This is a genomic window from Neptunicoccus sediminis (genome assembly GCF_001719615.1).
Taxonomy (GTDB): Bacteria; Pseudomonadota; Alphaproteobacteria; order Rhodobacterales; family Rhodobacteraceae; genus Amylibacter; species Amylibacter sediminis.
The window spans coordinates 528,979-554,653 of record NZ_MDVX01000001.1 but is presented as its reverse complement, the minus strand read 5'-3'; the positions used below and the strand labels follow the sequence as shown (position 1 = coordinate 554,653).

The window sequence follows — 25,675 nt, the reverse complement described above, 5'->3', positions numbered from 1 at the left end:
ATACCCCGCTCACAGGTGGTTGATCGGGCGTTAACAAATGTTTCAGTTTTCTGGACCTGCCGCGGGTTTCCGGATATGAAAGGTTTCGGACTGCCACTGGTATGTCGAAAATAATGCAGATTTTTTCTGCTCTTGCGAATTGACTTACCAATCCCCACGCCCTAGAAGCCAACTCTCGAATAGACTGGCCCTCGAATCCCTACCGATTTGGGCTACCCGATCAGGAGAACCGAAATGAAACGCACATACCAGCCGAGCAATCTCGTTCGCAAACGGCGCCACGGCTTCCGCTCGCGCATGGCCACAAAAGCAGGCCGCAAGATCCTGAACCGTCGTCGGGCACAGGGCCGCAAAGATCTGTCCGCATAAGACAGCCGGTTCTTAAGTTTTGACACCGCCGGAGGCGCCACAGGGCAACCGTTTGGATGCCGGTGAACCGCAACCGGCGGTTTCTGCTTGCGCGGATCCCCGTTCCGTATCGGTGATGAAGACGCGCAAACAGTATCTGGCCTGCAACAACAAGCGGCGTCAGGGAACGCCGGCCTTTCTTTTGCAAGCACGCAACCGCAATGACGGCGACCCTGCGATAAACGTTGGCTTTACCTGCTCGAAAAAGGTCGGCAACGCTGTCGCGCGCAACCGCGCCAAACGGCGTCTGCGCGAAGTTGCGCGGCTGATTCTGCCAGATCACGGACAACCCGGCTGGGATTATGTGCTGATCGGACGCAAGGATGTGACCGCCACACGGGCGTTCGACAAGCTTCTCGCAGATCTCAAATACGCTCTGTCCAAAGTTACGCCCTGACCCCTCCTCTTTTTGGTTCAAATATCCAATCCTGCGCTTGTCCCAACCCGTGCAGGCTCTGGCGAGGCGCCACGCTCTGTGCTACTCCGCGCCCATGACACCCCTCGCCCGCATCCTGTCCTTACCCGTCCACGTCTATCGGAAAACGTTTTCGTCCTACGTAGGCCACGGCTGCCGGTTCCAACCGACCTGTTCGGCCTACGCGCTGGAAGCGCTGGAAAAACATGGCGGAATCAAGGGGAGCTGGCTCGCCATTCGCCGAATCGGGCGCTGTCATCCCTTTGGCGGTTCTGGCATTGACAACGTACCGGATTGATCCGCGCCTGCTGTTTTACAGCGCCCCGTTGAAAAATTCTTTTGCAAAGACGCCCCGTTTTGCTATGACCGCTGCAAGGGCGATGGCGTCGCTCCACACGCGACATGCGTGCTTCTCAAACCTGTTCTGAACGCCGGAACAAGTTGCAGGGGCATGACAGCGGCTCCTGTCAAAGGAGACTCTGATGAACAAACACACAACCCCCACCCGTCCGGAATTTTTCACATTCGCCAATGGCGAAAAAGCCCCCCTGCCATTTGCCCAGTCGGAATATGACGCACGCCTCGCAGGGTTGCGCCAGATCATGGCGGAAATGAAGCTCGACGCGGTTATCCTGACGTCAATGCACGGAATCGCCTATTATTCCGGCTTTCTGTATTGCGCATTCGGCCGGCCCTACGCCTGCGTTGTAACGCAAGATACCGCCACAACCGTTTCTGCCAATATCGACGGCGGCCAGCCTGCCCGCCGATCGGCCTGTGACAATCTGGTGTACACGGACTGGAAACGGGACAACTACTGGCGTGCGGTAAAGTCCTGCGCCGGTGGCGCAAAACGCATCGGGATTGAAGGCGATCACCTGACGCTGGCACAGACCGACAAGCTGCGGTCTTTCTTTGAAGTAGACCACATGGCGGATATTGCGCCGGCCTCCATGGAGCAGCGGATGATCAAATCGCCCGCTGAAATCGCGCTGATTCGTGAGGGCGCACGGGTTGCGGACCACGGCGGCTTTGCGATCCGCGATGCGATCAAACTTGGCGCCTCCGAAATTGAAATCGCGATGGCAGGCCGGGACGCTATGGAACTGGAAATCGCGAGGTCCTTTCCGGATTCCGAAATCCGCGACAGCTGGGTCTGGTTCCAATCCGGTCTGAACACCGATGGGGCCCATAACCCTGTGACCACGCGTCAGTTGCAAAAAGGCGACATCCTGTCCCTGAACACCTTTCCGATGATCAGCGCCTATTACACCGCGCTGGAACGGACCCTGTTCATCGGAGAGCCGGACGACGCATCGCTGAAGCTGTGGCAGGCCAATGTGAACGCCCATGAACTGGGCCTGTCGCTGATCAAACCCGGCGCGACCTGTTCGGGCATCTGCGCCGAGATCAATGACCTCTTTGCCTCCCGCGATTTGTTGCAATATCGCTCCTTCGGGTATGGCCACTCCTTTGGTGTGCTGTCCCATTACTACGGACGCGAGGCCGGACTGGAGCTGCGCGAAGATATCGACACCGTGCTGACCGAAGGCATGGTTGTGTCGATGGAACCGATGCTGACCATTCCAGAAGGTACACCGGGTGCGGGCGGCTACCGCGAGCACGACATCCTTGTAGTGGGAACTGAAGGTTCTGAAAACATTACAAAATTCCCTTACGGTCCGGAACATAACATTATCAGCGCCTGATCCTGCGCTTTGATTTTGACAGCGGCCTAGTCTTTCAGCTTGGGCCGCTGTTTTATTTTTGCTGCGATCATTTCAAAGATCATGAACAGCATTATGAGTGCTGGCAGAACCGACACGCCGGAAAATCCTTTGGCATCCGGCCCGAAGTCCTTTTGAATTTCCTTAACCAGTGTGCCGAGCCCTTGGGGCGCCTTTCGCAATTCCTTGAACCGGCGGACCGAGGCATCCAAGAGGATTTTCAGGTTCTTTTCAGGATCTTTCCCCGCCAGTTTCGCAGCCTTTTCCAGATTGACCACCAACTTCAAAAGCTGGCCCATGACACCGTCCATCCAATCCACATAGGCCTGACTTTGCGGGTTCAGCTTGCCATAGACCGCGGAGCCTTGCAGTTGGGTGAGGGCGGAATATTTCCCCATGAACGCTGCAACCTTCTTGCGGGCTGACAGAATTTTGGCCTTGTCGAGCTTCTCAAGTTTGACGTCAAATGCCGCCGGAGACACCTCTTTTGCGAGGTTTCGCAGGGCTTTCTCCGCCTCCATCACCGCTTTGCGCACTTTCATGTCTATCGCTGAAACGTCGCCCATAATCCGGTCTCCTAGTTTGAAACCAGTATAGCGGTGCCCGATCCCAGCGCGGTGATTTTCGGCACGGTTTTGGAAAAGGAGAAAAGCGGGTTCAGGCCAAAGCCCGAACCCGAGCGAACGAATGTCCCCGCGTCGGGATGCCCCCTACTACGATGACATCCCGACCGTCGCGGTTCCTCGGGCGGTCCGGCTGTAAAACCGGCGCCGCACTCCGTCCGCCTTTCACTTCCAGACACCCCACCCACAGGGGCACCTGCAACAAATACGCAGGGGAGGCCCGAATGGTTCACTGCTTGTTTTTATTTTTTTCTAAGGGTATTCCCGCGCCATGCTAGATACACCCACAGACATCCATCCTTTGTTTTACGGCGCTCCGTCCTCTACGGAGTATAAGAAGCTGCGCAAGCGGATCATTCGCCAAACCCGCGAAGCGGTTGAGGACTTCGGGATGGTCGAACGGGGTGCCAGATGGCTGGTCTGTCTGTCCGGCGGCAAGGACAGTTACACCCTGCTGGCGGCGCTGACCGAATTGAAATGGCGCGGCATGTTGCCTGTGGAAATCCTCGCCTGCAATCTGGATCAGGGGCAGCCGAACTTCCCGGCTACCGTCCTGCCGGAATTTCTGGAAAAGATGGGCGTGCCCCATCGTATCGAATATCAGGACACCTATTCTATCGTGAAGGACAAGGTTCCTGCGGGCCGGACCTATTGCGCCATGTGTTCGCGACTGCGGCGTGGAAACCTCTACCGGATTGCGCGGGAGGAAGGCTGTTCCGCTGTTGTGCTGGGTCATCATCGCGACGACATTCTGGAAACCTTTATGATGAACCTGTTCCACGGGGGCCGGTTGGCAACAATGCCGCCCAAACTGCTGAACGAGGAAGGCGATCTCTTCGTTTATCGTCCGCTGGCCTATGTTGCGGAAGAAGACTGCGAGAAATTTTCCTGCGCCATGAACTATCCGATCATCCCATGTGATCTGTGCGGTTCCCAAGACGGGTTGCAACGCCAGCAGGTGAAACAGATCCTCGACGGTTGGGAGAGAAACAGCCCCGGCCGCCGTCAGGTGATGTTCCGCAGCCTGATGAATGCCCGCCCGAGCCATCTGCTAGACCCGAAACTGTTCGATTTTGCAGGGCTGACACGGGATGCGGATAAACCGAACGCTGCACCACAGACCGCTGAAAGCAGCAGCGATCCAGACACGGCAGGCGAAGCGCCCCCGATCCTGACCTGACCCAATCACATTATAATCTGTTCTACATAGACTATCCTTTCCATAAACGGAACTTGCAGCGCGAGTGCCAATTGATAACCTGCGCCTATGAAGATTTCGTTAAGACACCTCGCCTATTTCCGTGCTTTGTGCGCCCACGGCCATTTCGGTCACGCCGCGGATGCCGTTCATGTTTCACAACCGGCGCTTTCGGTTAAAATTCAGGAGCTGGAGGATATTCTTCAGGCGCCACTGATTGATCGCACCATCCGCCCCTACCGTCCCACCCCTTATGGCCACCGCATCTTGGAGCGGGCCAGTCGCATCCTTACCGATGTTCAGGCACTTGAGGACAGCGCCCGTCAGCGTCGCGGTGTGGAGGGGCCTTTCACGCTTGGGGTAATTCCCACTGTTGCCCCCTATCTGCTGCCCGCAGCGATCCCGCTGATCCAGACCCGCCTGCCCGCGCTGGACCTGCAAATCCGGGAAGGCACCACGGATGAGATACTGGCAGAGCTTGATCAGGGCACACTCGACGCTTGCATTATTGCAACAGACGTCCAGTCACCCCAGTTGCAGCAGCGCGACCTTTTTGCCGACCATTTCCTGCTGGCGATACAGGCAGAACAGGCGGCTGAACTGGGGCTACAGGACGGACAGATTGTCCTGTCCGACATCGCACCGCTAAAGCTGTTGCTGCTCTCGGAGGGCCATTGCCTGCGGGATCAAGCCAAGAGTTTCTGCCAGTATGCCACGCAGGAAACCCTGAACCAGATCGGCGCCAGCAGCCTGCAAACGCTCGCCGGACTGGCGGCTGCGGGCTATGGCGCGACGCTGATCCCTGAAATCGCCTTTGAGGACACGCGTGCCAAAGGTCCGCTAGCGGTGCTGCGCCTTGCCGCCCCCGAACCGGAGCGGACAATTTCTTTCGTCAGCAAGAGCCATATGGAAAAGACGATGGACAGCAGCGCGCTGGAACAGATTTTCGCAGAAGCAGGACGGCAGAAAACAGATGAAACCCGCGCGTTTCTGGCCGGTCGATAGCCGCTGATACGGGGCGAATCCCTGCCTGCCCGTCTTTGGCGCAGCTTTTACAGCGCGTCAGCGGCGTTGTTTAACCAGAACCCGGTTGCTGAAATACCCGACCGTTTCCCCGCCCTAAGCTGCTCTTTCGTCAACACATTCGGGCGCAGTGGGCGCAAAGCCTATCAGACAGTCTGCGCCCAAACGCAGCATTCCAGCCCTTATCCCTTGACCTTTGCCTGTCAAATCTATTGAACCGCCTCAAACATTTCCAAACGTTTTCAAGGCAGATCATGGACGATCAAAACAAGAATCTTCTCCTTGCAACCGGTCTGAGCATGCTCGTGATCCTCGGGTGGTTCGCCCTGTTTCCACCGCAAGAGCCGGTTCCGGTAGAGCCGACAAGCACCGAAACCACGGCGCAGGGCATTGCCACCGCACCGAAAGCAGAGGTTGCGACCGGCGTTCCGACTGTGGACGGTGAACCGGCGGACAGCCGCACGGCCGCCCTTGGGAAAACCGATCGTATCCAGATCAAAACCAGTCGCGTAGAGGGATCTTTGTCCCTGATCGGTGGCCGTTTTGACGATCTGCGTCTGCTCGATTACAACGTTGAACTGAACGATCCGTCCGAAAAAGTGACCCTGCTCTCCCCCGCTGGCGGGCCGAATGCCTATTACGCGCTTTACGGTTGGGCACCTGCGGGTGGTTTGGATTTTGCCGATGTTCCGGGGGCAAATACCCCTTGGGAAGTCGAATCCGGCGATGTTCTGACCACGGATTCCCCTGTGACCCTGAAATGGGACAACGGCAAGGGCCTGATCTTTCGCCGCACCATCGCTATTGACGAGGATTACATGTTCTCGATCAAACAGGGCGTTGAAAACACCACCGATGCAGATGTTCGGGTACAGCCCTACGGCATTGTTGCCCGCGAAGGTGAACCGGAAACCATCGGGTTCTACATCCTGCACGAAGGCGTGGTACGCGCCTCTGACGGCGAGATTCAGGAAATCGACTACGATGACATGCCCGATCTGGATGCAGACGGCTCTGAGGGCGGAAATGTTGACAAGATCAAAGTGGCCAGCGACGGCTGGATCGGTTTCACCGACAAATACTGGATGACAACGCTGGTGCCTGCACCGGGTTCGCCCTTTACCTCTGTGGCGAAATACACGCCGTCCAATGACGTCTATCAAACCGATATGCGCCAACCCACCATGACCATTGCCGCCGGCGCAACTGCAGAAACGACATCCTCTATGTTTGCGGGTGCAAAGGAATGGGCGACGATCAAGAAATATCAGGACGAGCAAGGCGTCAAACAGTTCGTGGATTCCATCGACTGGGGGATGTTCTTCTTCCTGACCAAGCCGATTTTCCAGGTGCTGCACTGGCTGAACGCCCAGATCGGCAATATGGGCTGGGCCATTATCGGTCTGACGCTTGTGATCAAGGCGATCCTGTTCCCGCTGGCGTATAAATCCTATGCCTCTATGGCGCGGATGAAAGAGCTTCAGCCGGAAATGGAAAAGCTGAAAGAACGCGCTGGCGACGACCGTCAGAAGATGCAGCAAGAGATGATGAAGCTCTACAAAGAGAAGAAGGTAAACCCCGCCGCGGGCTGTCTGCCGATCCTCTTGCAGATCCCGATCTTCTTCTCGCTCTATAAGGTGATCTTTGTGACCATCGAACTGCGCCACGCGCCGTTCATCGGCTGGATCGAAGACCTGTCCGCACCGGACCCGACCTCTATCCTGAACCTGTTCGGCCTGCTGCCGTGGTCGGCACCTGATCCCGCGTCCTTCTTTGCGATCTTCTCCATCGGTGTCTTCCCGATTCTGATGGGCGTGACCATGTGGCTGCAACAAAAGCTGAATCCGGCCCCCACCGACAAAACACAGGCGCAGATCTTTGCCTGGATGCCTTGGGTGTTCATGTTCATGCTCGGCCAGTTTGCCAGCGGTCTGGTGGTTTACTGGGTGGCCAACAACACGATTACCTTTATCCAGCAATACTCCATCATGCGCCTGCAAGGGGTGAAGCCGGACATCTTTGGTAACATCATCGGCGGTTTCAAACGCAAGAAAGCGCAGGAAAAATGATCACGGTCACAGAGCTTTACCGCCACCCCGTGAAAGCGCACGGACGGGAAGCTCTGTGTGCTGTGACCCTGCACGCTGGCAAAACCATGCCAATGGATCGTGTCTGGGCCGTGGCCCACGAGATGAGCAAATTCAACGATGCGGCCCCGGAGTGGGCCCATTGTGTTAACTTCTCCCGCGGGGCCAAGGCCCCCGAACTGATGGCCATCTCGGTGAAAACCGACGAGGCCACCAACACCCTGACGTTCAGCCACCCCGACCTGCCCGATTTGTCGATCAACCCCGACATTCCGGCGCAGGCCGCCCGACTGGTGGAGTGGACCAAACCGATCATGCCGGCAGACCGTGCCGCGTCCGACCGGATTGTGCGGGCACCGGATCGGGGAATGACCGACACCGATTTCCCGTCGATCTCGATCAATTCGCGGGCCTCCCTGCGGGCTGTTTCCGAAAAGGCCGGACGGGATGTTTCCCAATTGCGCTGGCGCGGGAATATCTGGATTGACGGACTGGAGCCTTGGGCCGAGTTCGACTGGATCGGGCGCGAGGTGCAGATCGGCACCACCCGTCTGGCCATCCGCGAACGTATCACCCGCTGCCCTGCCACATCCGCCAATCCGCAAACCGGAGAGCGTGATCTGGACACGCTGACGATCCTGTCCGATGGATGGGGTCACAAAGACTTTGGCGTATATGGCGAAGTAATCGAAACCGGCGACGTAAAACTCGGCGACAAGCTGGAACTGCTCTGATGGATATGCAATTCACACTGGCCGAAAGACCCGATGCAGAGGCTCTGGAAAAGGGCCGCCTGCTGTTTGCGGGCAATACCGATTTCCTGAAAGGCGTGGTCGCCATGTCCGGCCTGCCCGATCCCGACCGGATCGAGGTCTGCTTTGCAGGCCGCTCAAACGTGGGAAAATCCTCGCTGATCAATGCGCTGACCGGACGCAAGGCGCTGGCCCGCACGTCAAACACACCGGGGCGCACGCAGGAAATCAACTTTTTCACGATGGGGCCGGAACACTATCTGGTGGACGTGCCCGGCTATGGTTTTGCCAACGCCCCTGTGGCGGTGGTGGAAAAATGGCAACGGCTGCTGAAATCCTATCTGTCAGGACGCCCGTCCCTGCGCCGCGTATTCCTGCTGATCGATTCGCGCCACGGCCCCAAGAAGGTTGATCTCGAAATCATGGACCTGCTGTCCAAATCCGCTGTCACCTTTCAGGTTGTCATGACCAAATGCGACAAGCTGCGCGCCGAGGATCTGGACAAGGTTATCGAGCGCACGATCGAGGCGATCCGCAAATACCCCGCCGCCTATCCCGAACTGGTGAAAACCAGCTCTGCCAAAGGGGAAGGTGTGGAAACTCTGCGCGCGATTGTCGCCGGGATTGTTTGATTGTGGCAACCGCCACGCATACGCTCTACATGTCCGAACTGCGCCGCGTCTGGGCCAGCCAGAAGGACTCCGCCCATGATCTGGCTCATGTAAAACGGGTCTGGCACAACTGTCAGACCATCGCAGAGGCCGAGGGCGCACAACTGCGCGTGCTGCATCCTGCGGCCTTGTTCCACGATATTATTAACCCGCCGAAATCCTCCCCCAAGCGGTCAGAAGCCTCTTTTCTCTCTGCCAATTACGCCGCTGAATACCTGAAAACCACCCGCTACCCCGCGGCGCTGCTGGAAAACGTGCATCATTCGATCCACGCCCACAGTTATTCCGCCAACATCCGTCCCGAAACATTGGAAGCGCAGGTACTTCAGGATGCGGACCGACTGGATGCGCTTGGTGCCATTGGAATCGCGCGGTGCTTTGCCGTATCGGGCCAGTTGGGACGCACGCTGTTCCACCCGACCGACCCGATGGCGCAGACTCGAGAGTTGGACGAAAGCAGCTATGCGCTTGACCATTTCCAGACAAAACTCTTTGGCATCGCAGAAACGCTTTGCACCCGCACTGCCCGCGCTATGGCGGCGGAACGGGTGCGGTTCATGCGGGAATTTTGCGACACTCTGACCCGCGAAGCCTGCTCGTAAGCGATTTCCTTTGGGTCGCACGACAAATTATTTGCACCTTAACCCCGAAACATGCCACCCATGCACCCGTAAAGAGGGTGGCACATGGCACAATCGACATTGGTTATTGGCGCGGGTATTATCGGCAGCGCAATGGCGTGGCATCTGGCAGAGGCCGGGTGCAAGGTCACGCTGGTCGATCCGTCAGACGCAGGCGGCGAGGCAAGCGGTAGATCCCTTGGTTGGACCAATGCAACCTACGAAAATCCGCGGTTTTATTATGCCCTGCGCCGGTTCTCTATGGAACGCTGGGATGCGCTGAAAGCCACCTACCCCGAGCTGCCCTACCGCCGCAATGGCACCCTTTATACGAGCTTTTACGGCATCCCGTTAAAGACTGTTTATGACGAACACACGCCTTGGGGCTATCCGCTGTCATGGGTCGGCGCCGAGCAGATGCAAAAGCTGGAGCCCAACCTTGCAGTCAACGTGGACGAGGCACTAATCTGCCCCGTCGAAGGCCACGTCGCCCCCCACAAAGCAGCAATATTCTTTCGGCAAATGGCCATCAGCGCCGGCGCAAAATTCCTCCGGAGCAACGCCCGTTCCGTCCTGTGCAAAGGGAACGTGATCACAGGGATGCGCACAGATGACGGCGACCTGACCGCCGATACAACCATACTGGCGGCGGGGGTTCATACGGGCACACTGGCCAAAAGCGCAGGTATTGACCTGCCCTTGACGGCGCCACCGGGGTTGTTGATCCACACAAAACCGGCGCCGCCTCTGATCAGCCGGACAATTCTGACCGAGAATCTGCATATGGCGCAATGGCCGGACGGGACAATCACCGCAGGCGGCGATTTTGGCGGCGGTGCGGTGAACGACGATCCGGACTCTGGCGCGCGCATCCTGTTCGAGCGACTGCAAAACACCCTGAAAGCCGACAAACCGCTAGAATACGCAGATCACACCCTTGGTCTGCGGCCGACCCCGAAAGACGGCTTTCCTGTTATCGGAAGCCCCGCCAAAGGGCTTTATCTGACAGTCATGCATTCCGGCGCGACACTGGCACCGGCGGTCGGGGCGCTGGCCACCGATGAAATCACAACGGGGCAGCGGCATGCCCTGCTCGATCCCTTCCATCCGGATCGCTTTCACACCCAAGGGGACCGATAATGCGTCTGGACAGTAAAACCGCCCTGATCATCGGCGGCGGGCAGGCCCCGTCACACAGCCCGGATGCCCCAATGGGGAATGGACGCGCCACCGCGCTGACCTTTGCACAGGAAGGTGCAAAAGTGATGGTGGCCGACCGATCTATAGACGCGGCCCGTGCCGTTGCCGGTGAAATTACAGCCGCCGGTGGCACCGCACAGGCGATTGCCTGCGATGTGCTGGAAGAAGCGCAGATAAAGGATGCGATCACGCAGACCGTGACGCGCTGGGGTAGGCTCGACATCCTCCACAATAACGTTGGCCTTTCGATTGAGGCAGGCGACGCGCCGATTACCGAAATCGACGCTGATGCCTTTGACCACATCATGCGACTAAACCTGCGGGCGATGGTGCTGGCCGCGAAACATGCCCTGCCGGTGATGCGTGCCCAGAATAGCGGCGTAATCGTTAACATTTCGTCTATTGCGGCGACAGAAACCTACCCTTGGGTCGGTTATAAAGCCTCTAAAGCTGCGATCCTTGCACTAACAGAACAACAGGCGATCCAGAACGCGGAATACGGCATCCGCGCCGTGGCAATCCAGCCCGGTATGATCGACACAGTTATGGCCGTGGACGCCCGCGCCAAAGCGTGGAACCGCAGCCGCGCCGATGTTGCCGCAGAACGGGCCGCGCGGGTGCCGATGCAGCGACAGGGAACGGCGCAGGATGTGGCGAATGCGGCGCTGTTTCTGGCCTCTGACGAAGCGGCTTTCATCTCGGGGATCAGCCTGCGCGTGGACGGAGCTTCGGGCTGCCGGATCGGATAGCACGGCCTAGTCCAGCGTGACTCGCACCGCTTGGGACACGCCAGTTGCATCAATCACCGACAGCGCCAGAAACCCCGCCCCCGGCGCGTCCAGAACCACCTGTCTTTCAAAATGCGCCACGGCGACGGGCACCCCGTTCGCGAGCCATGTGAAGGGCGGCACCCCACGATCCACCTTGGCCACGAACACCTGCTCTCCACCGAGCGCCAGCCGCGCTCCGTCCGGTGGAAAGGTGATTTCCGGCCCCGTCTGCAGTCCAATCTGGCCGCGCGGACGGAAATATTGCAAGGATTGTGGCAAGGTCTCCGTCGTCCCGGTCAGGGCGGCGGGTGGTGGCGGCGACAGCGGTTCCGCAGCCGGCTTCAGAGCGGCAAACACGTCAAACAAAAGGGGCGCAGCCAGCCCGACCCCCAGCTCGCCCGGCATGGCCGCACCATCCGCCCGACCCAGCCAGACCCCGATCGTGTGACGCCCGTCAAAACCGATCGCCCAAACATCCCGATGCCCGTAAGAAGTGCCGGTTTTATAAGCGATCTCACCCTGTGGTGCGCTTGGCGGTGCCGGCACGCCGCGCAGAATATCGCCCACATACCACGCCGCCACAGGCCCCAGAACCGGAGGACGCTCCGCCGGTCCGGAGGTATCTGCCGCCTGCCACTTTAACGCTACAGGCGCACCGCCCCGTGCAATCGCCCCGTAAACCGCGACCAGATCCAGCAGGCGCAGCCCGACCCCCCCGAGCCCGACCGCGAGCCCCGGCGGCCGTGCATTTGGCAGCACCGGAGCCGCACCTGCCCGCCGCATCCGCGCCATTAAAACGCCGGGACCAACCGCATCCAGCAGGCTGACCGCCGGAATGTTCAGAGACATCTGCAAGGCTTTGCGCACCCGCAACTGACCGTGAAACTGTTTGTCAAAATTCTGCGGTGCATAGCTTCCGAACCGCACGGGCCGGTCCTCAATCACCGTTTCGGGATGGGCGGCGCCCTGCTCAAACGCCAGCCCGTAGATCAGCGGCTTTAACGTGGAACCGGGCGAGCGCAGAGCGCGGGTCATATCCACATACCCCTGCCGCATGGTATCAAGATAATCAGGAGAACCGACCGACGCGATCACGGCGCCGGTGTGATGATCCATTACCAGAACCGCGCCGGACAAGGCCCGGTGTTGCCCCCGCACACGTGCGCGCAAGAGCCGTTCTGCCTGTTTCTGGACGTTGCCATCCAGTGTCAGCCGGTGCCGCTGCGCAGTTGGACTTTGCGCAATGATACGTTCCGCCAGATGCGGCGCGAGAAAGTCGAACGGGTACTTTTGCGCTGGCACCGTTTCCCGCTGTGCCGCCGCAACCGTTTCAGGGTCGAGCACCCCGGCAGACCGGCCCCGTTCCAGAACGCGGTCCCGCGCTGTCCGGGCTTTGGCGTGATGCCGGTCCGGCCTGCGTCGCTCCGGCGATTGGGGCAAGGCCACCAGAAGCGCGGCCTCGGCGTCGGTCAGGCGGATCGGTTCTTTGCGAAAATAGCTTAGCGCGGCAGCCCGCACCCCTTCCAGATTGCCGCCGAACGGGGCGAGATGCAGGTAGAGCAGCAGGATTTCATCTTTGCCAAGCTGCTGTTCCAGCGCCCAAGCCAGTCGCATCTGGCGCAGCTTCCCGCGCCACGATCCGGTCCCGCTGTCCTCCAGAAGGCGGGCCACCTGCATGGTGAGTGTTGACCCCCCCGACACAATGCCGCCATTGGCCACCGCCTGCCCAATTGCGCGCAGGGCGGCCCATCCGTCCACGCCACTGTGTTGATAAAACCGTTTGTCTTCAAAAGCGATTAGCTGCTCGAGATAATTTCGCGAAACATCCGACAGGTCCACGGGCAACCGCCATCGCCCCTCCGCGACGGTAAAGGCCCGCAACAGGCGGCCGTCCCGATCCTCAACCACGACGGAAACCTCCGGCGTTAGCACAGGCAACTCCGTTTGCGCCACCCAAACCGCCAGCCCCCGCTGTGCGCCAACCGAAAAAATCGTCAGCAGGCAAAGGCCAAGAAGCAGACGGCGCAAGCCCATCTACCGGCCCGCCACGGTCACGCGGCCCGATGCCGTGCGGGCGCGGAAGTCGGGTCGGTACATATCCTCTACCAAGGCGGCAGGGTGATGGAAATTACCCGGCGAAACCGCCCGCACAAGATAGGCGAGCTGGAAGGGCTTGCGTCCAGACCAATCCACCGCAGCGATGAAGCGGTCGGTCCGAAATTCAGCAAAACGCGCGGTTGCGTTCAGGTCCAACCAGTCCAGCGCTTTGATATCCCCGCCTGAAATCAGGTTTGGATTGTCGATTTCCAGCCCCGCCGGAAGAGGATCATCGACGATCAGGCGTGCCTCTTGATCGCGAAGCGGCGTGACACGCAGCACGGCCACAAACCTGTCGTTCTGGCGGAGTTGATCCAGCGAAACCGGCTCCCCTTCGGGTGTGTAATACATCCGCTCGATTTTATATCCGTTGCCCCCCGCAGGTTCCGGTTCGGACGGCACCCCGAAAACGGTTACAACCGCCAAAGCATCCTCCGAACCGTTGTTCCTCAGCGTGATCCCCGCCTGTAAATCCTCCGCTGACAGGTTGCGCACCAGCGGGGCGGCCATTGGCGCATCGTCAAGCAGAACGTCCCCCGCATCGTCTTGCTGTGCCAATGCGCGGACCGCCATCAGTGACCACATGCTTTCCTGTGTGGATTGCAGCGCGACAGGTGCGCGGCTGATCGTTTCAGCCAGTGACGCGCGGTCCAAAACCTCTGACTTTGCGTCTATCGCAAGGGACAAAACCGCCGCCGCATCCCGAAGGCCCGAGCCGTAGTCAGAGCGATAGCCAGTGTCCGTTTCCTGTTGTATCAGGCGCGCACCGGCACGGCGGAACATGGCGTCGGCCCGGCTCTGATCGCCATAAGACGCAAGCGCCGAACCGAGTTGCGCCTGTGCCAGCGGGGTCGCAAATGCAGCGGCGCGCGTGTCAGCGTAATAGCGCAAATCCCCGATCGCAGCATAGCCTTCGCGGGCGAGAACCATTAGTGCATAGGCGATGTCCTCTCCGCCCTGTTCGAAATCAGCGGCGTAATTCACACGGTTCCGCAGGTTTTCAAGCGCCTGTTCAAACGCCAGATCCGGCACCCTATAGCCTTGAGCGCGGGCACGGCTGAGGAAATCGGTCACATAACTGTCAAGCCAGAGATCCCCTGACGCCGGACGCCACATCCCGAAGGCCCCGTTACTGCCCTGATTGCCGAGCACGCGGGTGATAGCCTGTTCAACCCGCTGTGTGACCTGTTGTTTGTCCCCCAGACCAAGCGCCTCGGACAGGTGATCAAAATACAGCAGCGGCATCGCCTTGGAGGTGATCTGTTCGGTGCAGCCGTAAGGATACCGATCCAGCGCCGTCAACAAACCCGGCGCATCGAACCGCGCCAGCGGCCCGACTGCAAGGGTCGCGTGAACTGTATCCCCGTGCAGACCTGCCAGCGTGTTGCTATCCAGCGTCAACGCGCGGCCGGATTGCAGGCTTACGCGGGTCTGGCGGGCGATTGCGGGGTCATTCCATTGCACGCCCATCGTAATGGTCTTGCGCAAGGTCTTTCCATCCGGTGTTTTTACCGTGACTTCAATCTCTGATGTGCCTTCCTCCTGTGCTGAAAGAGGAATGTTCAGGCTTAATTTTTCTCCTTCCTCCAAAGTGACGCTCTGGCGCGGGGTGCCGCCCAAAGCCAATGCCGTACCGCTGTTCAACGCCACCTCAAATCGGCCTGCCGGACCGAAAGCATGGGTCAGCTCCAAACGAGCGCGGCTAAGATCGCCGGGCGTCAGGAAGCGCGGCGCATGGAGCGAGATCACCACCGGATCGCGCACCAGCACATCCTGTTCCGCATGCCCGACTCCGGTCTTGGACCATGCCACAGCCATTAATCGCACCGTTCCGTTAAAATCCGGTAAATCAAACCTGTGTCGGACCATCCCTTCTGGATCCGCAGTCAAAACGCCGGAAAACTGCGCCAGAATTGCTTCGGCAGGTGGCGGACCTTGTAATCCCGCCTGCGCCTGATTGTCCCCGCCAGACCGTAATCGCCCCGCGGCACCGGTCCCGGAAATCAGCCGACCGTAAACGTCCCGCAGTTCCACCCCCAGTTTGCGCTGGCCGAAATAATGATCATCCGGCGACGGAGTCGTGAATCCCGTCAGGTTCAGTACACCCAAATCCACCGCCGCGAGGGTCACATATGCGGTCTCTCCGCCCTTCAGGTTGTCCAGTTGCAAGGCAACATCCAACGCCCCGCGCGGGTCGGCCTGTGGCGGGTTCACGAACCGGGCGCTTATCAGCCGCTCCGCCGGATCAACAGGCGCATAGGCCAGTCCGAGCGCCCGTGACGGGGATTGGCCCCCGTCCATCGGCCGCAGGACAGACGCGGTGACATAAGCCCCCGCGCCCCAATCCTCTGTCACGTCAAAAGTAAATGCATTCGCCCCTTTTTTGACCGCAACCGCGCGGGTTTCGATCAGACGACCCGACAGAACAGACACTTGCGCCACCCCGTCAAAGCGGGAATCCACCCGCAGTGTGGCCTGTTCTCCCACGGCGTATGTCGCCCGATCCATCGCCACGTCAAGCAGATCGGGTGTATCATCCCCGTCTCCGCTGGCGTACCAACCCGCGTTAAACCGCAACGAGCCAGCCGCATAGGGCGCGTTCTTATGGGTTAATTTCAACTCATAAGCGCCCCATTCCACCCCTGCAGCAATCTGCGCCCCGTTGCCGGCGGTGACATCGACAACGCCCGCCGCAACCCGTTCCCGCCGCGTGACCGGTTCGTAGTTCCAGCGACCGTATTGTTGGTACCATTGATACCGTGTGTGCAGGCGGTTCAGCTCCCAGTTCACGGCTTCCATATCGCGCGCCTTGCCATCGGCGGCCAACGCGACCACGTGAAACGCTGCCTCTGACCCTTCTGAAAGCGTGCCGTCAAACAGCGGCTTGATCCCGATCATCGCCCGTCCCGGCAAAACCGGAGCCGTGATCCGCCGTTCCACCGGACGGCCGGACCCATCGCGCAGTCGGACATGGGCGGTCATCTCCAGTGGTTTGGCCACTTCGTCCACGGAGGGCAATGTAAGTTGCAGGCTGCGTTTGCCGTGCGCATCCGTTTGCCCTGCGCCGCTGATGGTTTCATAGCGGGTGCTGAACACCGCATCCGCAGCGCCGAACTCATATCCCGGAAAAGCATCGAGACTGCTTGCAGCAGAGAGTTTCACCTCCCCTTCGATGTCCAGTCCCGCGCCGACCGCGCCAAACAGATAACGCGCCTCTATGTCCAGTTTCGGGCGGTCTGTTACGACGAAAGGCCCTGCGCCCAGCGCCAGATCGAAATCAATCTTTTCGGGGATGAAATCCTCAACCAGCAGCCGCTGTTCCAGCAGGGCCGGTGCATCGCGGTCCGTAAAAGCGCGCAATTTCCAACTGCCCCGCGCCGCGTTGGGGGGGAGTTCAAACGCAGTGACCGCCCCTCCAGCGCCCACGGCACCGGCAAGTTTGCGGCTGTGTCGGACCCCGTCAGGACGGATCAGGTCCAGCGTGACCGGCACGCCTTCCAGCGCCTCTCCCTTGTGATTCCGGGCCAGAAGCGTGGTGTGAACCACCGCGCCGGGGCGATATGCGCCGCGATCTGTAGCAAGAAACACATCAATCGGCGGGGGGGCGGAACGGCCTTCGACACCGCGATCCGACAGATCATATTCCGCTGCGGCCTGATCGAGAAAGGCATAATCCCCGTCCGACGTTTCCACCGTCACCAGCGCAGGGGCGGCGCCGCCGGTGCCAAGTGCAAACCCGCTGTCAAATTTTGCATGCCCGGTTTGATCGGTTTGCGTTTCTGCCAGAACCACATTTGCTTTGCTCACCAGCCGGACTGTTGCGCCACCCATCGGTTCTGCACTGCCAAGCGCACGGGCGAACACGTGTATACCGTCGTTGCCTTTCAGGGTGGAGATACCGATGTCGGATACGATAAACCACTGCGCTGCAAAAGTATTTTCTTTATCCTGCGCAATCCCCGGCACCCGCGCCGTCATCGTGTAGACGCCGGGTTTGAAATCGCGCAGCGCATCCCCGATTGGCAGGGCCGTTGTCACCTCGCGGTTCAGTTCCGGCGTAATTTCGGCCGTTCCACTCCAGACCTCTTGCCCCAGATCGTTGGCAACGAAATCCAGATCCCAGCGGGAAATCGGTTTGGTAAACATACCCTCCTGCAAACTGCGCAGCAGGTTCCGATCCCCGACACGGTAGATCTTAACATCAACCTTTTCCAGATTAACTGTCGTCAACGGTACCGAGGCCCCGTCCCGTTTGGGCAGCAGATAACTGCGCCCCGAGAACCGCGCGACCGGATCGCGGTCTTGAACGTAGATGTTCATCTCTACAGTTTTAGTCAAAACCTCACCATTTGCGGCGGGCAACCCTTGCCGAAAGGCAATGCGATGGGTTTGACCGTGGCTGACCCCTTCAATGCAAAGCTGGTGTCCGTCCGCCTCGGCCACCAGACCTTGGGTGTCGGACCGGATGAAATCACCGTATTCTATTGTGCCCTTAACCAGTTCTTCAGAAAATTCCGCGCAGATACGCGGGGCGGCAGCGTTGTGATCGACGGTGTGGTCCTGAATGCGGAAACCATACAGACTGATTGCACGGTCGAGCGCCTCTTGTGTTTCAACGCGGGGCGCAATGGCGCGGGCGAGACGCAAGGCCGGAATCATCTGTCGTCCCTGCCCGTCAGACTCCAGACCAGAGGCAAGCGCGTGGAGCGCGTTTACCTGCTGTGCAGGAACGCGCGCGCGCAGAAATCCGTTAATCGCACCCGCAGTACGCAATGCGCGCACCAGTTGGCGTTGTTTTGCGGAGTTTGGCTTGGCCTGATTTGCAAGCTGCGCTGCTTCGATCCAGGATTCGGCGCGGTCTTTATCATTTGCTGCGGCAATGGAGAGTTCCAATGCACGGATCAGCCGACCCTCTGATGCGACCTTGCGCGACTCGGCAAGCAACGCATCGTAGGTCCTGCCGTTGGTCGGGTACCACGTCCCGTTACGCGCTGCGACCATTTTTGCGTTTGTAAGGTAGGAGTCCGGTAAAAACCCGAGCCGCTGGGCCTGATGGTTGGCAAATTCCAGATCCTCAGCCGCAACCTCATGCACTTCGGCTGAGGTTGCACCGTCAAACGCGCTCCGCTCTCCGACTGCGGATTTAGGGAAACAGGCCGCAGAGGTTTGGTTGTAGGTGAAGGCGCGGCAGGCGGGATTGGCAAGACAGGCTGCAGCGCAATCCTTGAAGGTGACATCAAAGATTTTGCCGATGTCCGAACCGTAGAAATCGGTCTTATCGGAGAGTTCGATCCGCCGTTCGGGGATCGCGTGATCTATGGTTTGTGCTGTAACAGCGTGGGGCGAGATGAGCCCCGAAAGAACCACGCCGAACCAAAGCTTTTTAACCTTTAGAAATGCCATTTCACCGCTCCAAACCCTTAAAATCTTTTCAAATCATGCCAGAGCTGGCGGTCTTTCGCAAATCACACTGCGGATTGGTCGCAGGTTTTCTGTCACCCTAACTGCATGCTCAACACCGGGTGCGGTGCTCGGGGAGCGATCAATCCTGCAACCGCCCGCAGGAATGGGTCACTCCACGCCGGCAGTCTCTGGCAGGTTCCGCGTCAGGGTGAGCCGGTTTTTTTCGCCCGCACGTTCAAAGGCGACTTCATCGGTCAGGGACCGGATCAGGTTCCAGCCGAAACCGCCTTCCGGCAGTTCCTCAAACGAGAATTTCTCAACATCCATCTTTTTTTCCGGCGGCGGGCCGTCGAATTTTCGCCCACCATCGGTAATTTGCACCTGCAATTTTCCCGGACGTAAGGAGACAACAATCCTGATTTCTCCGTCTTCCGCGTATAGATAGGCGTGTTCGACAACGTTGTTCAGCGCCTCTGCGGTGACAAGCTCCAACTCCTCTACAAAGCTGCGGTTTATACCGTGTTTAGCGAGCCAGTCGGTGATGCGGCCCAATACGCGGGACACCTCTGTCTGGACGCTGCGAATGGCAATTTGCAAACGCAGTTCGTAAACTTTGGCAACCCGCTGTCCTGTGTCTGCGGCGCTGGTCATCCTGCGGCTTTCACACTGGACGAAAGCGCGGCATCAACCGTATCGTGCAGACGGAAAATCCGGTCCATCCGCGTCAATGCAAACACTTTGGCGACAATTGGCGTTAAAGCGGCCAGTTCCAGCGTCTTGGCCTGCCCCATCTGTTTCAGCACAGTGACAATCGCGCCAAGACCGGAGCTGTCCATAAACTGGATACCGGACATATCAAGCAGGATATGATCCGCGCCACAGTCGGAAATATCGCGCAGCGCCTCTTTGAAGCGGACAGATTGCGCCGCATCCAGTCGCGGCCCGCAAAGCCGCACCACTGTAATTCCCCCAATTTTGCTAACTTCTACTTCCATTCTGGTTTTCCAATCCGACATTCTGTTTTAACGCCATGCTTCGTAAACACCCGCTTTCCAGCACCCCGCCTTCCCGCAACCTGTTCCAAGCGTCTTGGCAGCGTCATCCAGGTCTATGGTTCCACAAAATCCCTACCAAAACCTTTCCAACCGCCACTCCCTTTATGAAAATGTCATCAATTTTAACTAAACCCTCCGCATATCGGCTCTTTCAGTGCAAATGTGGCGCGACCACCCCTTGCGCTTCAGGCCGCATGACCATCTGGTCAAATTTCTCTTGAACCAAAGCGCGAGCGGTGAAACACTAGGACATGAAAACACACTTCCCTGCATGGCCCGACGTCGCCCCCCAACTCATCGCTACCGCTGCCGGACGTGAACCGGCGGACACGGTTATCAAGGGCGGCATCTGGGTCAACGTCCATACACGGGAGCTTTTGCCCGACCATGACATCGCAATCCGCGACGGACGGATTGCGTTTTGTGGGCCGGATGCCAGCCATTGCATCGGGGAAACAACCAAGATTATCGAGGCCAACGGCCGCTATATCATGCCGGGCCTGTGTGACGGGCATATGCACATCGAAAGCGGCATGTTGACAGTTTCCCGCTTTACCGAGGCGGTGATCTCCCACGGCACCACAACCATGTTTGTTGACCCGCACGAGGTTGCAAATGTGCTTGGCATGGATGGTGTGCGTCACATGCACGACGAGGCACTGGCCCAGCCGATCAACGTGTTCGTGCAAATGCCGTCCTGCGCACCATCCGCACCGGGCCTTGAAACCACGGGGACCGAACTCGGCCCCGAAGATGTAGCCGAGGCGATGGGCTGGCCCAATATCATCGGCCTTGGCGAGATGATGAACTTTCCCGGTGTGATCCACGGTGATCCCAAAATGCTGGGCGAAATCGCGGCCACACAGAGAGCGGGAAAAACCGTGGGCGGGCATTATGCCTCTCCCGATCTCGGGCCGGATTTTGCGGCTTATGTGGCGGGCGGCCCTGCGGATGACCATGAAGGCACCTGCGAGGCTGATGCCATTGCCCGTGTACGGCAGGGTATGCGTTCCATGATGCGGCTAGGGTCGGCGTGGTATGACGTAGAAACGCAGATTACGGCGGTGACGGAGAAAGGGCTCGACCCGCGCAACTTTATCCTGTGCACCGATGACAGCCACTCCGGTACTTTGGTGAACGACGGCCATATGAACCGCGTGGTGCGCCATGCCATTGAATGCGGCTGTGATCCGGTCGTCGCGCTGCAAATGGCGACGATCAACACCGCCACGCATTTTGGACTGGAGCGGGATATAGGCTCTGTTACGCCGGGGCGGCGGGCGGATATTATCCTGACCTCGGACCTGAAAACCCTGCCGATCGAACTGGTCATGGCCCGCGGAGAAATCGTAGCGGAGAACGGTAAAAACACTGTCGATCCAACCGCCTACGCCTGGCCTGCGGACACCCGCCAGACCGTGCATCTGGGCAAAACGCTCGGCGCGGAGGACTTTGACATCACCGCACCAGAGGGCGCGAAAACCGTCACTGCGCGGGTTATCGGCGTGGTGGAAAATCAGGCCCCGACCAAAGCCCTGACAGCAAAGCTGTCGGTTGAGAACGGAAGGGTTGCAGGCGATCCCGCGCAGGATGTCTGCCAGATTGCGCTGGTGGAACGGCACCGTGCGACGGGCGGTGTGACAAACGGCTTTGTCTCCGGCTTTAACTATACCGGACAGATGGCGATGGCCTCTACCGTGGCCCATGACAGCCATCATATGATTGTGGTCGGCACAGACCGCGAGAACATGGCACTGGCGGCCAACCGTCTGGGCGACGTGGGCGGTGGCATCTGTGTCTTTAAGGATGGCGTCGAAATCGCTATGGTGGAGCTGCCCATCGCAGGGTTGATGTCGGACCGCCCCGCACAGGAGGTGGCCAAAGCCGCAGATTGTATGGTCGCGGCAATGGCGGACTGCGGTTGCACGGTGAACAACGCCTATATGCAGCACTCCCTGCTGGCGCTGGTGGTGATACCGGAACTGCGGATTTCCGACCTCGGGCTGGTGGATGTGGTTAAGTTTGAAATGACGCCACTGCTGATAGACTAGGGCCGCACGACGGGGCAAAAGGCCCCGCAATTCCAACGAAAACAAGAAACGAGACGAGCCGGACATGCCTCATAAAACACCGATACTGACAAATCTGATTATTCCCGAAACCCCGAAGGCCGAGACCTTCACCTCGGCCCGCGAAGCCGTTGCCGCGATTGAGCGGCTTTATACAATCGCAACGGATTTTCTCTGTGCGCAGTTTGCGGAATATCATGCAGGCACCCCGCCCAAAGGCCACTACCGCGCCTATTACCCGCAGCTTTCGATCACCACTTCGACCTACACACAGGTAGACAGCCGCCTGTCTTTTGGCCACGTCGGAGAGCCGGGAACCTATACAACCACGCTGACGCGCCCGAAGCTTTTTGGAAACTACCTGCGCCAGCAGATCGAACTTTTGCTGGAAAACCACGGTGTTCCGGTCACGGTGTCCGTCTCCGAAGTGCCGATCCCGCTGCATTTCGCCCTGACCGAGGAACTGCGTCTGGCGGAGGGCCAGATCCGCGCTGATGCGCGCCCCTTGCGGGATATTTTCGACGTGCCGGACCTCAGGACCACCAACGACGATATTGCCAACGGCGATGCAGAACCGGATGCGGATGGTATCCGTCCGCTGGCTACATTCACAGCGCAGCGGATCGACTACTCCCTCGCGCGTCTGGCCCATTACACCGCCACCGAGCCAGAGCATTTCCAGAACCACATCCTGTTTACCAACTACGGGTTTTATATGGATGAATTTGTCACCTACGGCATGCAGGCCATTCAGGATCCGGACAGCGGTTACACGGAATTTGTGGCCTCGGGCAATTCCATTGCAACGGCAGAGAACCCCCATGTGGATTCCGCCTTCCGCCAACCGCAAATGCCCACTTATCACCTCAAACGGGAGGACGGATCAGGCATCACACTGGTGAACATCGGGGTCGGCCCGTCCAACGCGAAAACCGCCACCGACCACATTGCCGTATTGCGCCCTCATGCCTGGGTGATGCTGGGTCATTGCGCAGGGCTGCGCAACTCTCAGAGCCTTGGGGATTATGTGCTCGCCCACGCCTATGTGCGCGAGGACAGTGTGCTCGACAATGACCTGCCGCTCTGGGTTCCCGTACCTGCCCTTGCAGAAATCCAGATCGCGCTGGAACAGGCGGTTGCGGATGTGACCGAACTGGAGGGCTATGCCCTGAAACGGGTGATGCGAACCGGCACCGTGGCCAGCGTGGACAACCGCAACTGGGAGTTGAGAGAGCAATCCGGCCCGGTGCAAAGACTGTCCCAATCCCGCGCCATCGCGCTCGATATGGAGAGCGCGACAATTGCTGCAAACGGGTTCCGCTTTCGCGTTCCCTACGGCACCTTGTTGTGCGTTTCGGATAAACCGCTGCACGGTGAACTGAAACTGCCGGGCATGGCGTCGGAATTTTATCGCACACAGGTCACGCGCCATTTGCTAATCGGTATTCGCGCGATGGAGTCCTTACGCGACATGCCACTGGAGCGCTTGCATTCGCGCAAATTGCGCAGCTTTGACGAGACCGCCTTCTTGTGAGCGGACATTCCGGCGGGCGTTTTTGCGCCGAGGCCCGCCCCCGTTTCGCAGGGTTCCGCCGGGTGCTGCCGGAAACGGCGGCGAAAACGCGAAAAACCCATAAAAATAGGCATTTTTCGGGTTTTTCGCTGGTCTCTATCATTGTGTTGAACCTCAATATCTTGTTAAATGCCGCAGGACACCCACTAAGGGGCCCGACGCCGGGCATGTCGTAAGATCAATGAGGAGCAGTCACGTGACGCAAAAACCTATGACCAAAACACAGCTCGTTGCCGCACTGGCCGAAGCAACAGATTCTGACAAGAAAACAGCAAACGAATTTCTCGAGGCGCTGGCTTCCGTCATCACCAAAGAAGTTGCAGCCGGTGGCGCCGCAACCATCCCAGGTCTTGGCAAATTCGCTTGTCGCGCCCGTCCGGAGCGCATGGTGCGCAACCCTGCTACTGGCGAGCAAATGAAAAAAGACGCTGACCGCGTGGCAAAAGTGACCATCGCAAAAGCTCTGAAAGACGTAATCAACGCCTGATTGCGACGACAGTTTGAAATTGGGCCGTCTGTTCGCAGTCGGCCTTTTTTCTTGCGCGACTGATGTGATGATTTAAGCTGACGCCTCCTAACCCTGCTTTTTGAAGGACTTTTTATGGCTGTCGGTGATTATGGATACCACGATCTGAACGGTAAAGAAATCGCGGCCGATCCGGACCAAACGCAAATTGCTCTCCCTAAAAGCCGCGAAAACGACTTTGGTATCACCAGCTACATCTACAGCTACATGGACCGTCCCATTTTGCAGGTGATCGGCGGTGATCAAGCGGACCATTTCTCTGGCGATACCGCTGACATCAAGGGCGGACGGGGCAAGGACATCTTTCAAAGTGCGGGCACCGAATTTGATGAAACCTACGACCGCGCAAATATCCTGAAAGGTCAGGGCGGTGCGGATATTTTCTACGACACCTTCGGCTCTACCGATTATTACGGCGGCACGCAGGGGGATTATTTCACCAACGCCCGACTGCAGACCAACAGCAATGAAGGCGATGTGGATCGCGCTTTCATGGGGCGCGGCGCAGATCAGGCGAATATCACCTTTGGCGACACTTTCGGTCCGGACGGGCACCACTGGGAAGACCGCAGCCTGCATCTGGACGGCGGCAAGGGACTGGACCGGCTGTTTTTGAACACCAGTCAGGTCCGCCTGCAACTGACCACCGAGAAAACTCTGGATTTTCGCGAAGTCAACGCCGGCACCATGACGATGGCCAATGCCAGCTTCACCGATTTTGAAGCCTTCAGCCTGAATATCGGCGCACGCTCTGTCACCAAAATGCACGGTGCGCGGCTGGACGATACGCTTATCTGGCTCGACAGCAGCAAGCAGCGCGATCAGGATCTCACCATTTACGGCCATAACGGTGACGATTTCATCGCGGGCAGCTATCAGAACGAGGATGATTTCATTTTCGGCGGCAGGGGCGACGATGTGATCACAGGCTCTGGCGGTCAGGGGAGCGGATGGGCGGACCATCTGTTTGGCGGCGCGGGGGATGATTTGATCTTCGCCGCAGGGATTGGCGTGCTCGGCGCGGGCCTTATCGAAGCAACCGGCGGACGCGGGGCGGATCTGTTTGCGGTGTCCCACGGGCAGAACATCGAATATTTCACGCGGATCACCGATTTCAAACAGGGGCAGGACACGATCGCGCTCGATTTCACCGGCTCTTATGTGCTGCAAAGTGACGACCCTGCTGCACGGGTCAAATCCCTGTCCGATACTAAAATTGTCGTGGAAAAAGACAACGCCGAGGCGCTGCGGTTCACTCTGGAATACTTGTCGATCTATGAAACGAGGGAAACCGACGAATTTTCCTATCTGCATAAAACCGGCGTACTGCGGTTTTACAATGGCTCCGGTTGGGAAAAAGTCGCGGTGATCGAAGACGCGCCCGAACTGACGTTGGAAGATTTCGCGTTTTTCGACTGGGAATAGAAACGCCGTTACGGGATTTCTGTTCCCCCTTCC

21 protein-coding genes are annotated in these 25,675 nt (G+C 58.7%); 16 read left to right on the top strand and 5 right to left on the bottom strand.

Annotated elements, in window-relative coordinates; genetic code table 11:
• Positions 1-234: 234 nt before the first annotated feature.
• The 4 genes from rpmH to BFV97_RS02550 all read left to right on the top strand — a co-directional run bounded on the left by rpmH (position 235) and on the right by BFV97_RS02550 (position 2,532).
• Positions 235-369, top strand: a complete 135-nt coding sequence (gene rpmH, locus BFV97_RS02560; RefSeq protein WP_069298733.1) for a 50S ribosomal protein L34 — start codon at positions 235-237, stop codon at positions 367-369.
• A gap of 115 nt (positions 370-484) precedes the next feature.
• Positions 485-805: a ribonuclease P protein component gene (rnpA, locus tag BFV97_RS02555; protein WP_342672137.1), complete on the top strand. Its 321-nt coding sequence runs from the start codon at positions 485-487 to the stop codon at positions 803-805.
• 94 nt (positions 806-899) lie between these two features.
• Entirely contained in the window at positions 900-1,121 is a 222-nt protein-coding gene (gene yidD, locus BFV97_RS18360; protein ID WP_083225468.1) for a membrane protein insertion efficiency factor YidD, read from the top strand.
• Between the two features lie 184 nt (positions 1,122-1,305).
• The gene (locus BFV97_RS02550; RefSeq protein ID WP_069298731.1) at positions 1,306-2,532 is read left to right on the top strand and encodes an aminopeptidase P family protein; all 1,227 of its coding nucleotides are present in this window, start codon (positions 1,306-1,308) and stop codon (positions 2,530-2,532) included.
• Positions 2,533-2,558: 26 nt separating this feature from the next.
• On the opposite strand, the gene BFV97_RS02545 is transcribed toward BFV97_RS02550, so the two are convergent.
• Complete coding sequence (locus BFV97_RS02545; protein ID WP_157888256.1) at positions 2,559-3,116, bottom strand: hypothetical protein; 558 nt, start codon at positions 3,114-3,116, stop codon at positions 2,559-2,561.
• 328 nt (positions 3,117-3,444) lie between these two features.
• Between BFV97_RS02545 and ttcA the strand changes: the two genes are divergently transcribed.
• From ttcA to BFV97_RS02505, 8 genes are all read left to right on the top strand, one after another.
• The gene (gene ttcA / locus BFV97_RS02540; RefSeq protein ID WP_069298729.1) at positions 3,445-4,353 is read left to right on the top strand and encodes a tRNA 2-thiocytidine(32) synthetase TtcA; all 909 of its coding nucleotides are present in this window, start codon (positions 3,445-3,447) and stop codon (positions 4,351-4,353) included.
• A gap of 87 nt (positions 4,354-4,440) precedes the next feature.
• On the top strand, positions 4,441-5,376 hold the full coding sequence (locus BFV97_RS02535) for a LysR substrate-binding domain-containing protein (RefSeq protein ID WP_069298728.1): 936 nt from the start codon (positions 4,441-4,443) through the stop codon (positions 5,374-5,376).
• A 272-nt stretch (positions 5,377-5,648) separates the two neighbouring features.
• The gene (gene yidC / locus BFV97_RS02530; protein ID WP_069298727.1) at positions 5,649-7,463 is read left to right on the top strand and encodes a membrane protein insertase YidC; all 1,815 of its coding nucleotides are present in this window, start codon (positions 5,649-5,651) and stop codon (positions 7,461-7,463) included.
• A complete protein-coding gene (locus BFV97_RS02525) occupies positions 7,460-8,215 on the top strand; it encodes an MOSC domain-containing protein (RefSeq protein ID WP_069298726.1) in 756 nt (251 codons plus the stop codon). Before yidC ends, BFV97_RS02525 begins: the two co-directional genes overlap by 4 nt.
• Positions 8,215-8,865: a ribosome biogenesis GTP-binding protein YihA/YsxC gene (gene yihA, locus BFV97_RS02520; RefSeq protein ID WP_069298725.1), complete on the top strand. Its 651-nt coding sequence runs from the start codon at positions 8,215-8,217 to the stop codon at positions 8,863-8,865. Before BFV97_RS02525 ends, yihA begins: the two co-directional genes overlap by 1 nt.
• A gap of 2 nt (positions 8,866-8,867) precedes the next feature.
• Positions 8,868-9,506 carry an HD domain-containing protein gene (locus BFV97_RS02515; protein ID WP_216635939.1) on the top strand — a complete coding sequence of 213 codons (639 nt, stop codon included), beginning with the start codon at positions 8,868-8,870 and terminating at the stop codon, positions 9,504-9,506.
• A gap of 84 nt (positions 9,507-9,590) precedes the next feature.
• On the top strand, positions 9,591-10,664 hold the full coding sequence (locus BFV97_RS02510; protein WP_069298724.1) for an NAD(P)/FAD-dependent oxidoreductase: 1,074 nt from the start codon (positions 9,591-9,593) through the stop codon (positions 10,662-10,664).
• Positions 10,664-11,473 carry an SDR family NAD(P)-dependent oxidoreductase gene (locus BFV97_RS02505; protein WP_069298723.1) on the top strand — a complete coding sequence of 270 codons (810 nt, stop codon included), beginning with the start codon at positions 10,664-10,666 and terminating at the stop codon, positions 11,471-11,473. The genes BFV97_RS02510 and BFV97_RS02505 overlap by 1 nt, the downstream gene beginning before the upstream one ends.
• A gap of 6 nt (positions 11,474-11,479) precedes the next feature.
• Here BFV97_RS02505 and pbpC read toward each other — a convergent pair whose 3' ends face one another.
• The 4 genes from pbpC to BFV97_RS02485 all read right to left on the bottom strand — a co-directional run bounded on the left by pbpC (position 11,480) and on the right by BFV97_RS02485 (position 19,989).
• Positions 11,480-13,528, bottom strand: coding sequence for a penicillin-binding protein 1C (gene pbpC, locus BFV97_RS02500; RefSeq protein ID WP_069298722.1), 2,049 nt, complete (start codon positions 13,526-13,528; stop codon positions 11,480-11,482).
• Positions 13,529-18,994, bottom strand: coding sequence for an alpha-2-macroglobulin family protein (locus tag BFV97_RS02495; protein ID WP_069298721.1), 5,466 nt, complete (start codon positions 18,992-18,994; stop codon positions 13,529-13,531).
• A gap of 168 nt (positions 18,995-19,162) precedes the next feature.
• Positions 19,163-19,645, bottom strand: a complete 483-nt coding sequence (locus BFV97_RS02490; protein ID WP_083225466.1) for an ATP-binding protein — start codon at positions 19,643-19,645, stop codon at positions 19,163-19,165.
• Entirely contained in the window at positions 19,642-19,989 is a 348-nt protein-coding gene (locus tag BFV97_RS02485; protein WP_069298720.1) for an STAS domain-containing protein, read from the bottom strand. The genes BFV97_RS02490 and BFV97_RS02485 overlap by 4 nt, the downstream gene beginning before the upstream one ends.
• A 311-nt stretch (positions 19,990-20,300) precedes the next feature.
• On the opposite strand from BFV97_RS02485, the gene ade reads away from it, so the two are divergent.
• The 4 genes from ade to BFV97_RS02465 all read left to right on the top strand — a co-directional run bounded on the left by ade (position 20,301) and on the right by BFV97_RS02465 (position 25,642).
• Positions 20,301-22,100: an adenine deaminase gene (gene ade / locus BFV97_RS02480; RefSeq protein WP_069298719.1), complete on the top strand. Its 1,800-nt coding sequence runs from the start codon at positions 20,301-20,303 to the stop codon at positions 22,098-22,100.
• A 64-nt stretch (positions 22,101-22,164) separates the two neighbouring features.
• Positions 22,165-23,652 (top strand): AMP nucleosidase, encoded by a 1,488-nt coding sequence (locus tag BFV97_RS02475; protein WP_108721612.1) that lies wholly within the window; start codon positions 22,165-22,167, stop codon positions 23,650-23,652.
• 220 nt (positions 23,653-23,872) lie between these two features.
• Positions 23,873-24,178, top strand: a complete 306-nt coding sequence (locus BFV97_RS02470) for an HU family DNA-binding protein (protein ID WP_083225465.1) — start codon at positions 23,873-23,875, stop codon at positions 24,176-24,178.
• Positions 24,179-24,292: 114 nt separating this feature from the next.
• Positions 24,293-25,642, top strand: coding sequence for a calcium-binding protein (locus BFV97_RS02465; RefSeq protein WP_069298717.1), 1,350 nt, complete (start codon positions 24,293-24,295; stop codon positions 25,640-25,642).
• Positions 25,643-25,675 lie beyond the last annotated feature (33 nt).

Bases quoted from the DNA above. Each gene is read 5' to 3' on its own strand.
- rpmH (WP_069298733.1), top strand. From the start codon at position 235: ATGAAACGCACATACCAGCCGAGCAATCTCGTTCGCAAACGGCGCCAC.
- rnpA (WP_342672137.1), top strand. From the start codon at position 485: ATGAAGACGCGCAAACAGTATCTGGCCTGCAACAACAAGCGGCGTCAG.
- yidD (WP_083225468.1), top strand. From the start codon at position 900: ATGACACCCCTCGCCCGCATCCTGTCCTTACCCGTCCACGTCTATCGG.
- BFV97_RS02550 (WP_069298731.1), top strand. From the start codon at position 1,306: ATGAACAAACACACAACCCCCACCCGTCCGGAATTTTTCACATTCGCC.
- BFV97_RS02545 (WP_157888256.1), bottom strand. From the start codon at position 3,116: ATGGGCGACGTTTCAGCGATAGACATGAAAGTGCGCAAAGCGGTGATG.
- ttcA (WP_069298729.1), top strand. From the start codon at position 3,445: ATGCTAGATACACCCACAGACATCCATCCTTTGTTTTACGGCGCTCCG.
- BFV97_RS02535 (WP_069298728.1), top strand. From the start codon at position 4,441: ATGAAGATTTCGTTAAGACACCTCGCCTATTTCCGTGCTTTGTGCGCC.
- yidC (WP_069298727.1), top strand. From the start codon at position 5,649: ATGGACGATCAAAACAAGAATCTTCTCCTTGCAACCGGTCTGAGCATG.
- BFV97_RS02525 (WP_069298726.1), top strand. From the start codon at position 7,460: ATGATCACGGTCACAGAGCTTTACCGCCACCCCGTGAAAGCGCACGGA.
- yihA (WP_069298725.1), top strand. From the start codon at position 8,215: ATGGATATGCAATTCACACTGGCCGAAAGACCCGATGCAGAGGCTCTG.
- BFV97_RS02510 (WP_069298724.1), top strand. From the start codon at position 9,591: ATGGCACAATCGACATTGGTTATTGGCGCGGGTATTATCGGCAGCGCA.
- BFV97_RS02505 (WP_069298723.1), top strand. From the start codon at position 10,664: ATGCGTCTGGACAGTAAAACCGCCCTGATCATCGGCGGCGGGCAGGCC.
- pbpC (WP_069298722.1), bottom strand. From the start codon at position 13,528: ATGGGCTTGCGCCGTCTGCTTCTTGGCCTTTGCCTGCTGACGATTTTT.
- BFV97_RS02495 (WP_069298721.1), bottom strand. From the start codon at position 18,994: ATGGCATTTCTAAAGGTTAAAAAGCTTTGGTTCGGCGTGGTTCTTTCG.
- BFV97_RS02490 (WP_083225466.1), bottom strand. From the start codon at position 19,645: ATGACCAGCGCCGCAGACACAGGACAGCGGGTTGCCAAAGTTTACGAA.
- BFV97_RS02485 (WP_069298720.1), bottom strand. From the start codon at position 19,989: ATGGAAGTAGAAGTTAGCAAAATTGGGGGAATTACAGTGGTGCGGCTT.
- ade (WP_069298719.1), top strand. From the start codon at position 20,301: ATGAAAACACACTTCCCTGCATGGCCCGACGTCGCCCCCCAACTCATC.
- BFV97_RS02475 (WP_108721612.1), top strand. From the start codon at position 22,165: ATGCCTCATAAAACACCGATACTGACAAATCTGATTATTCCCGAAACC.
- BFV97_RS02470 (WP_083225465.1), top strand. From the start codon at position 23,873: ATGAGGAGCAGTCACGTGACGCAAAAACCTATGACCAAAACACAGCTC.
- BFV97_RS02465 (WP_069298717.1), top strand. From the start codon at position 24,293: ATGGCTGTCGGTGATTATGGATACCACGATCTGAACGGTAAAGAAATC.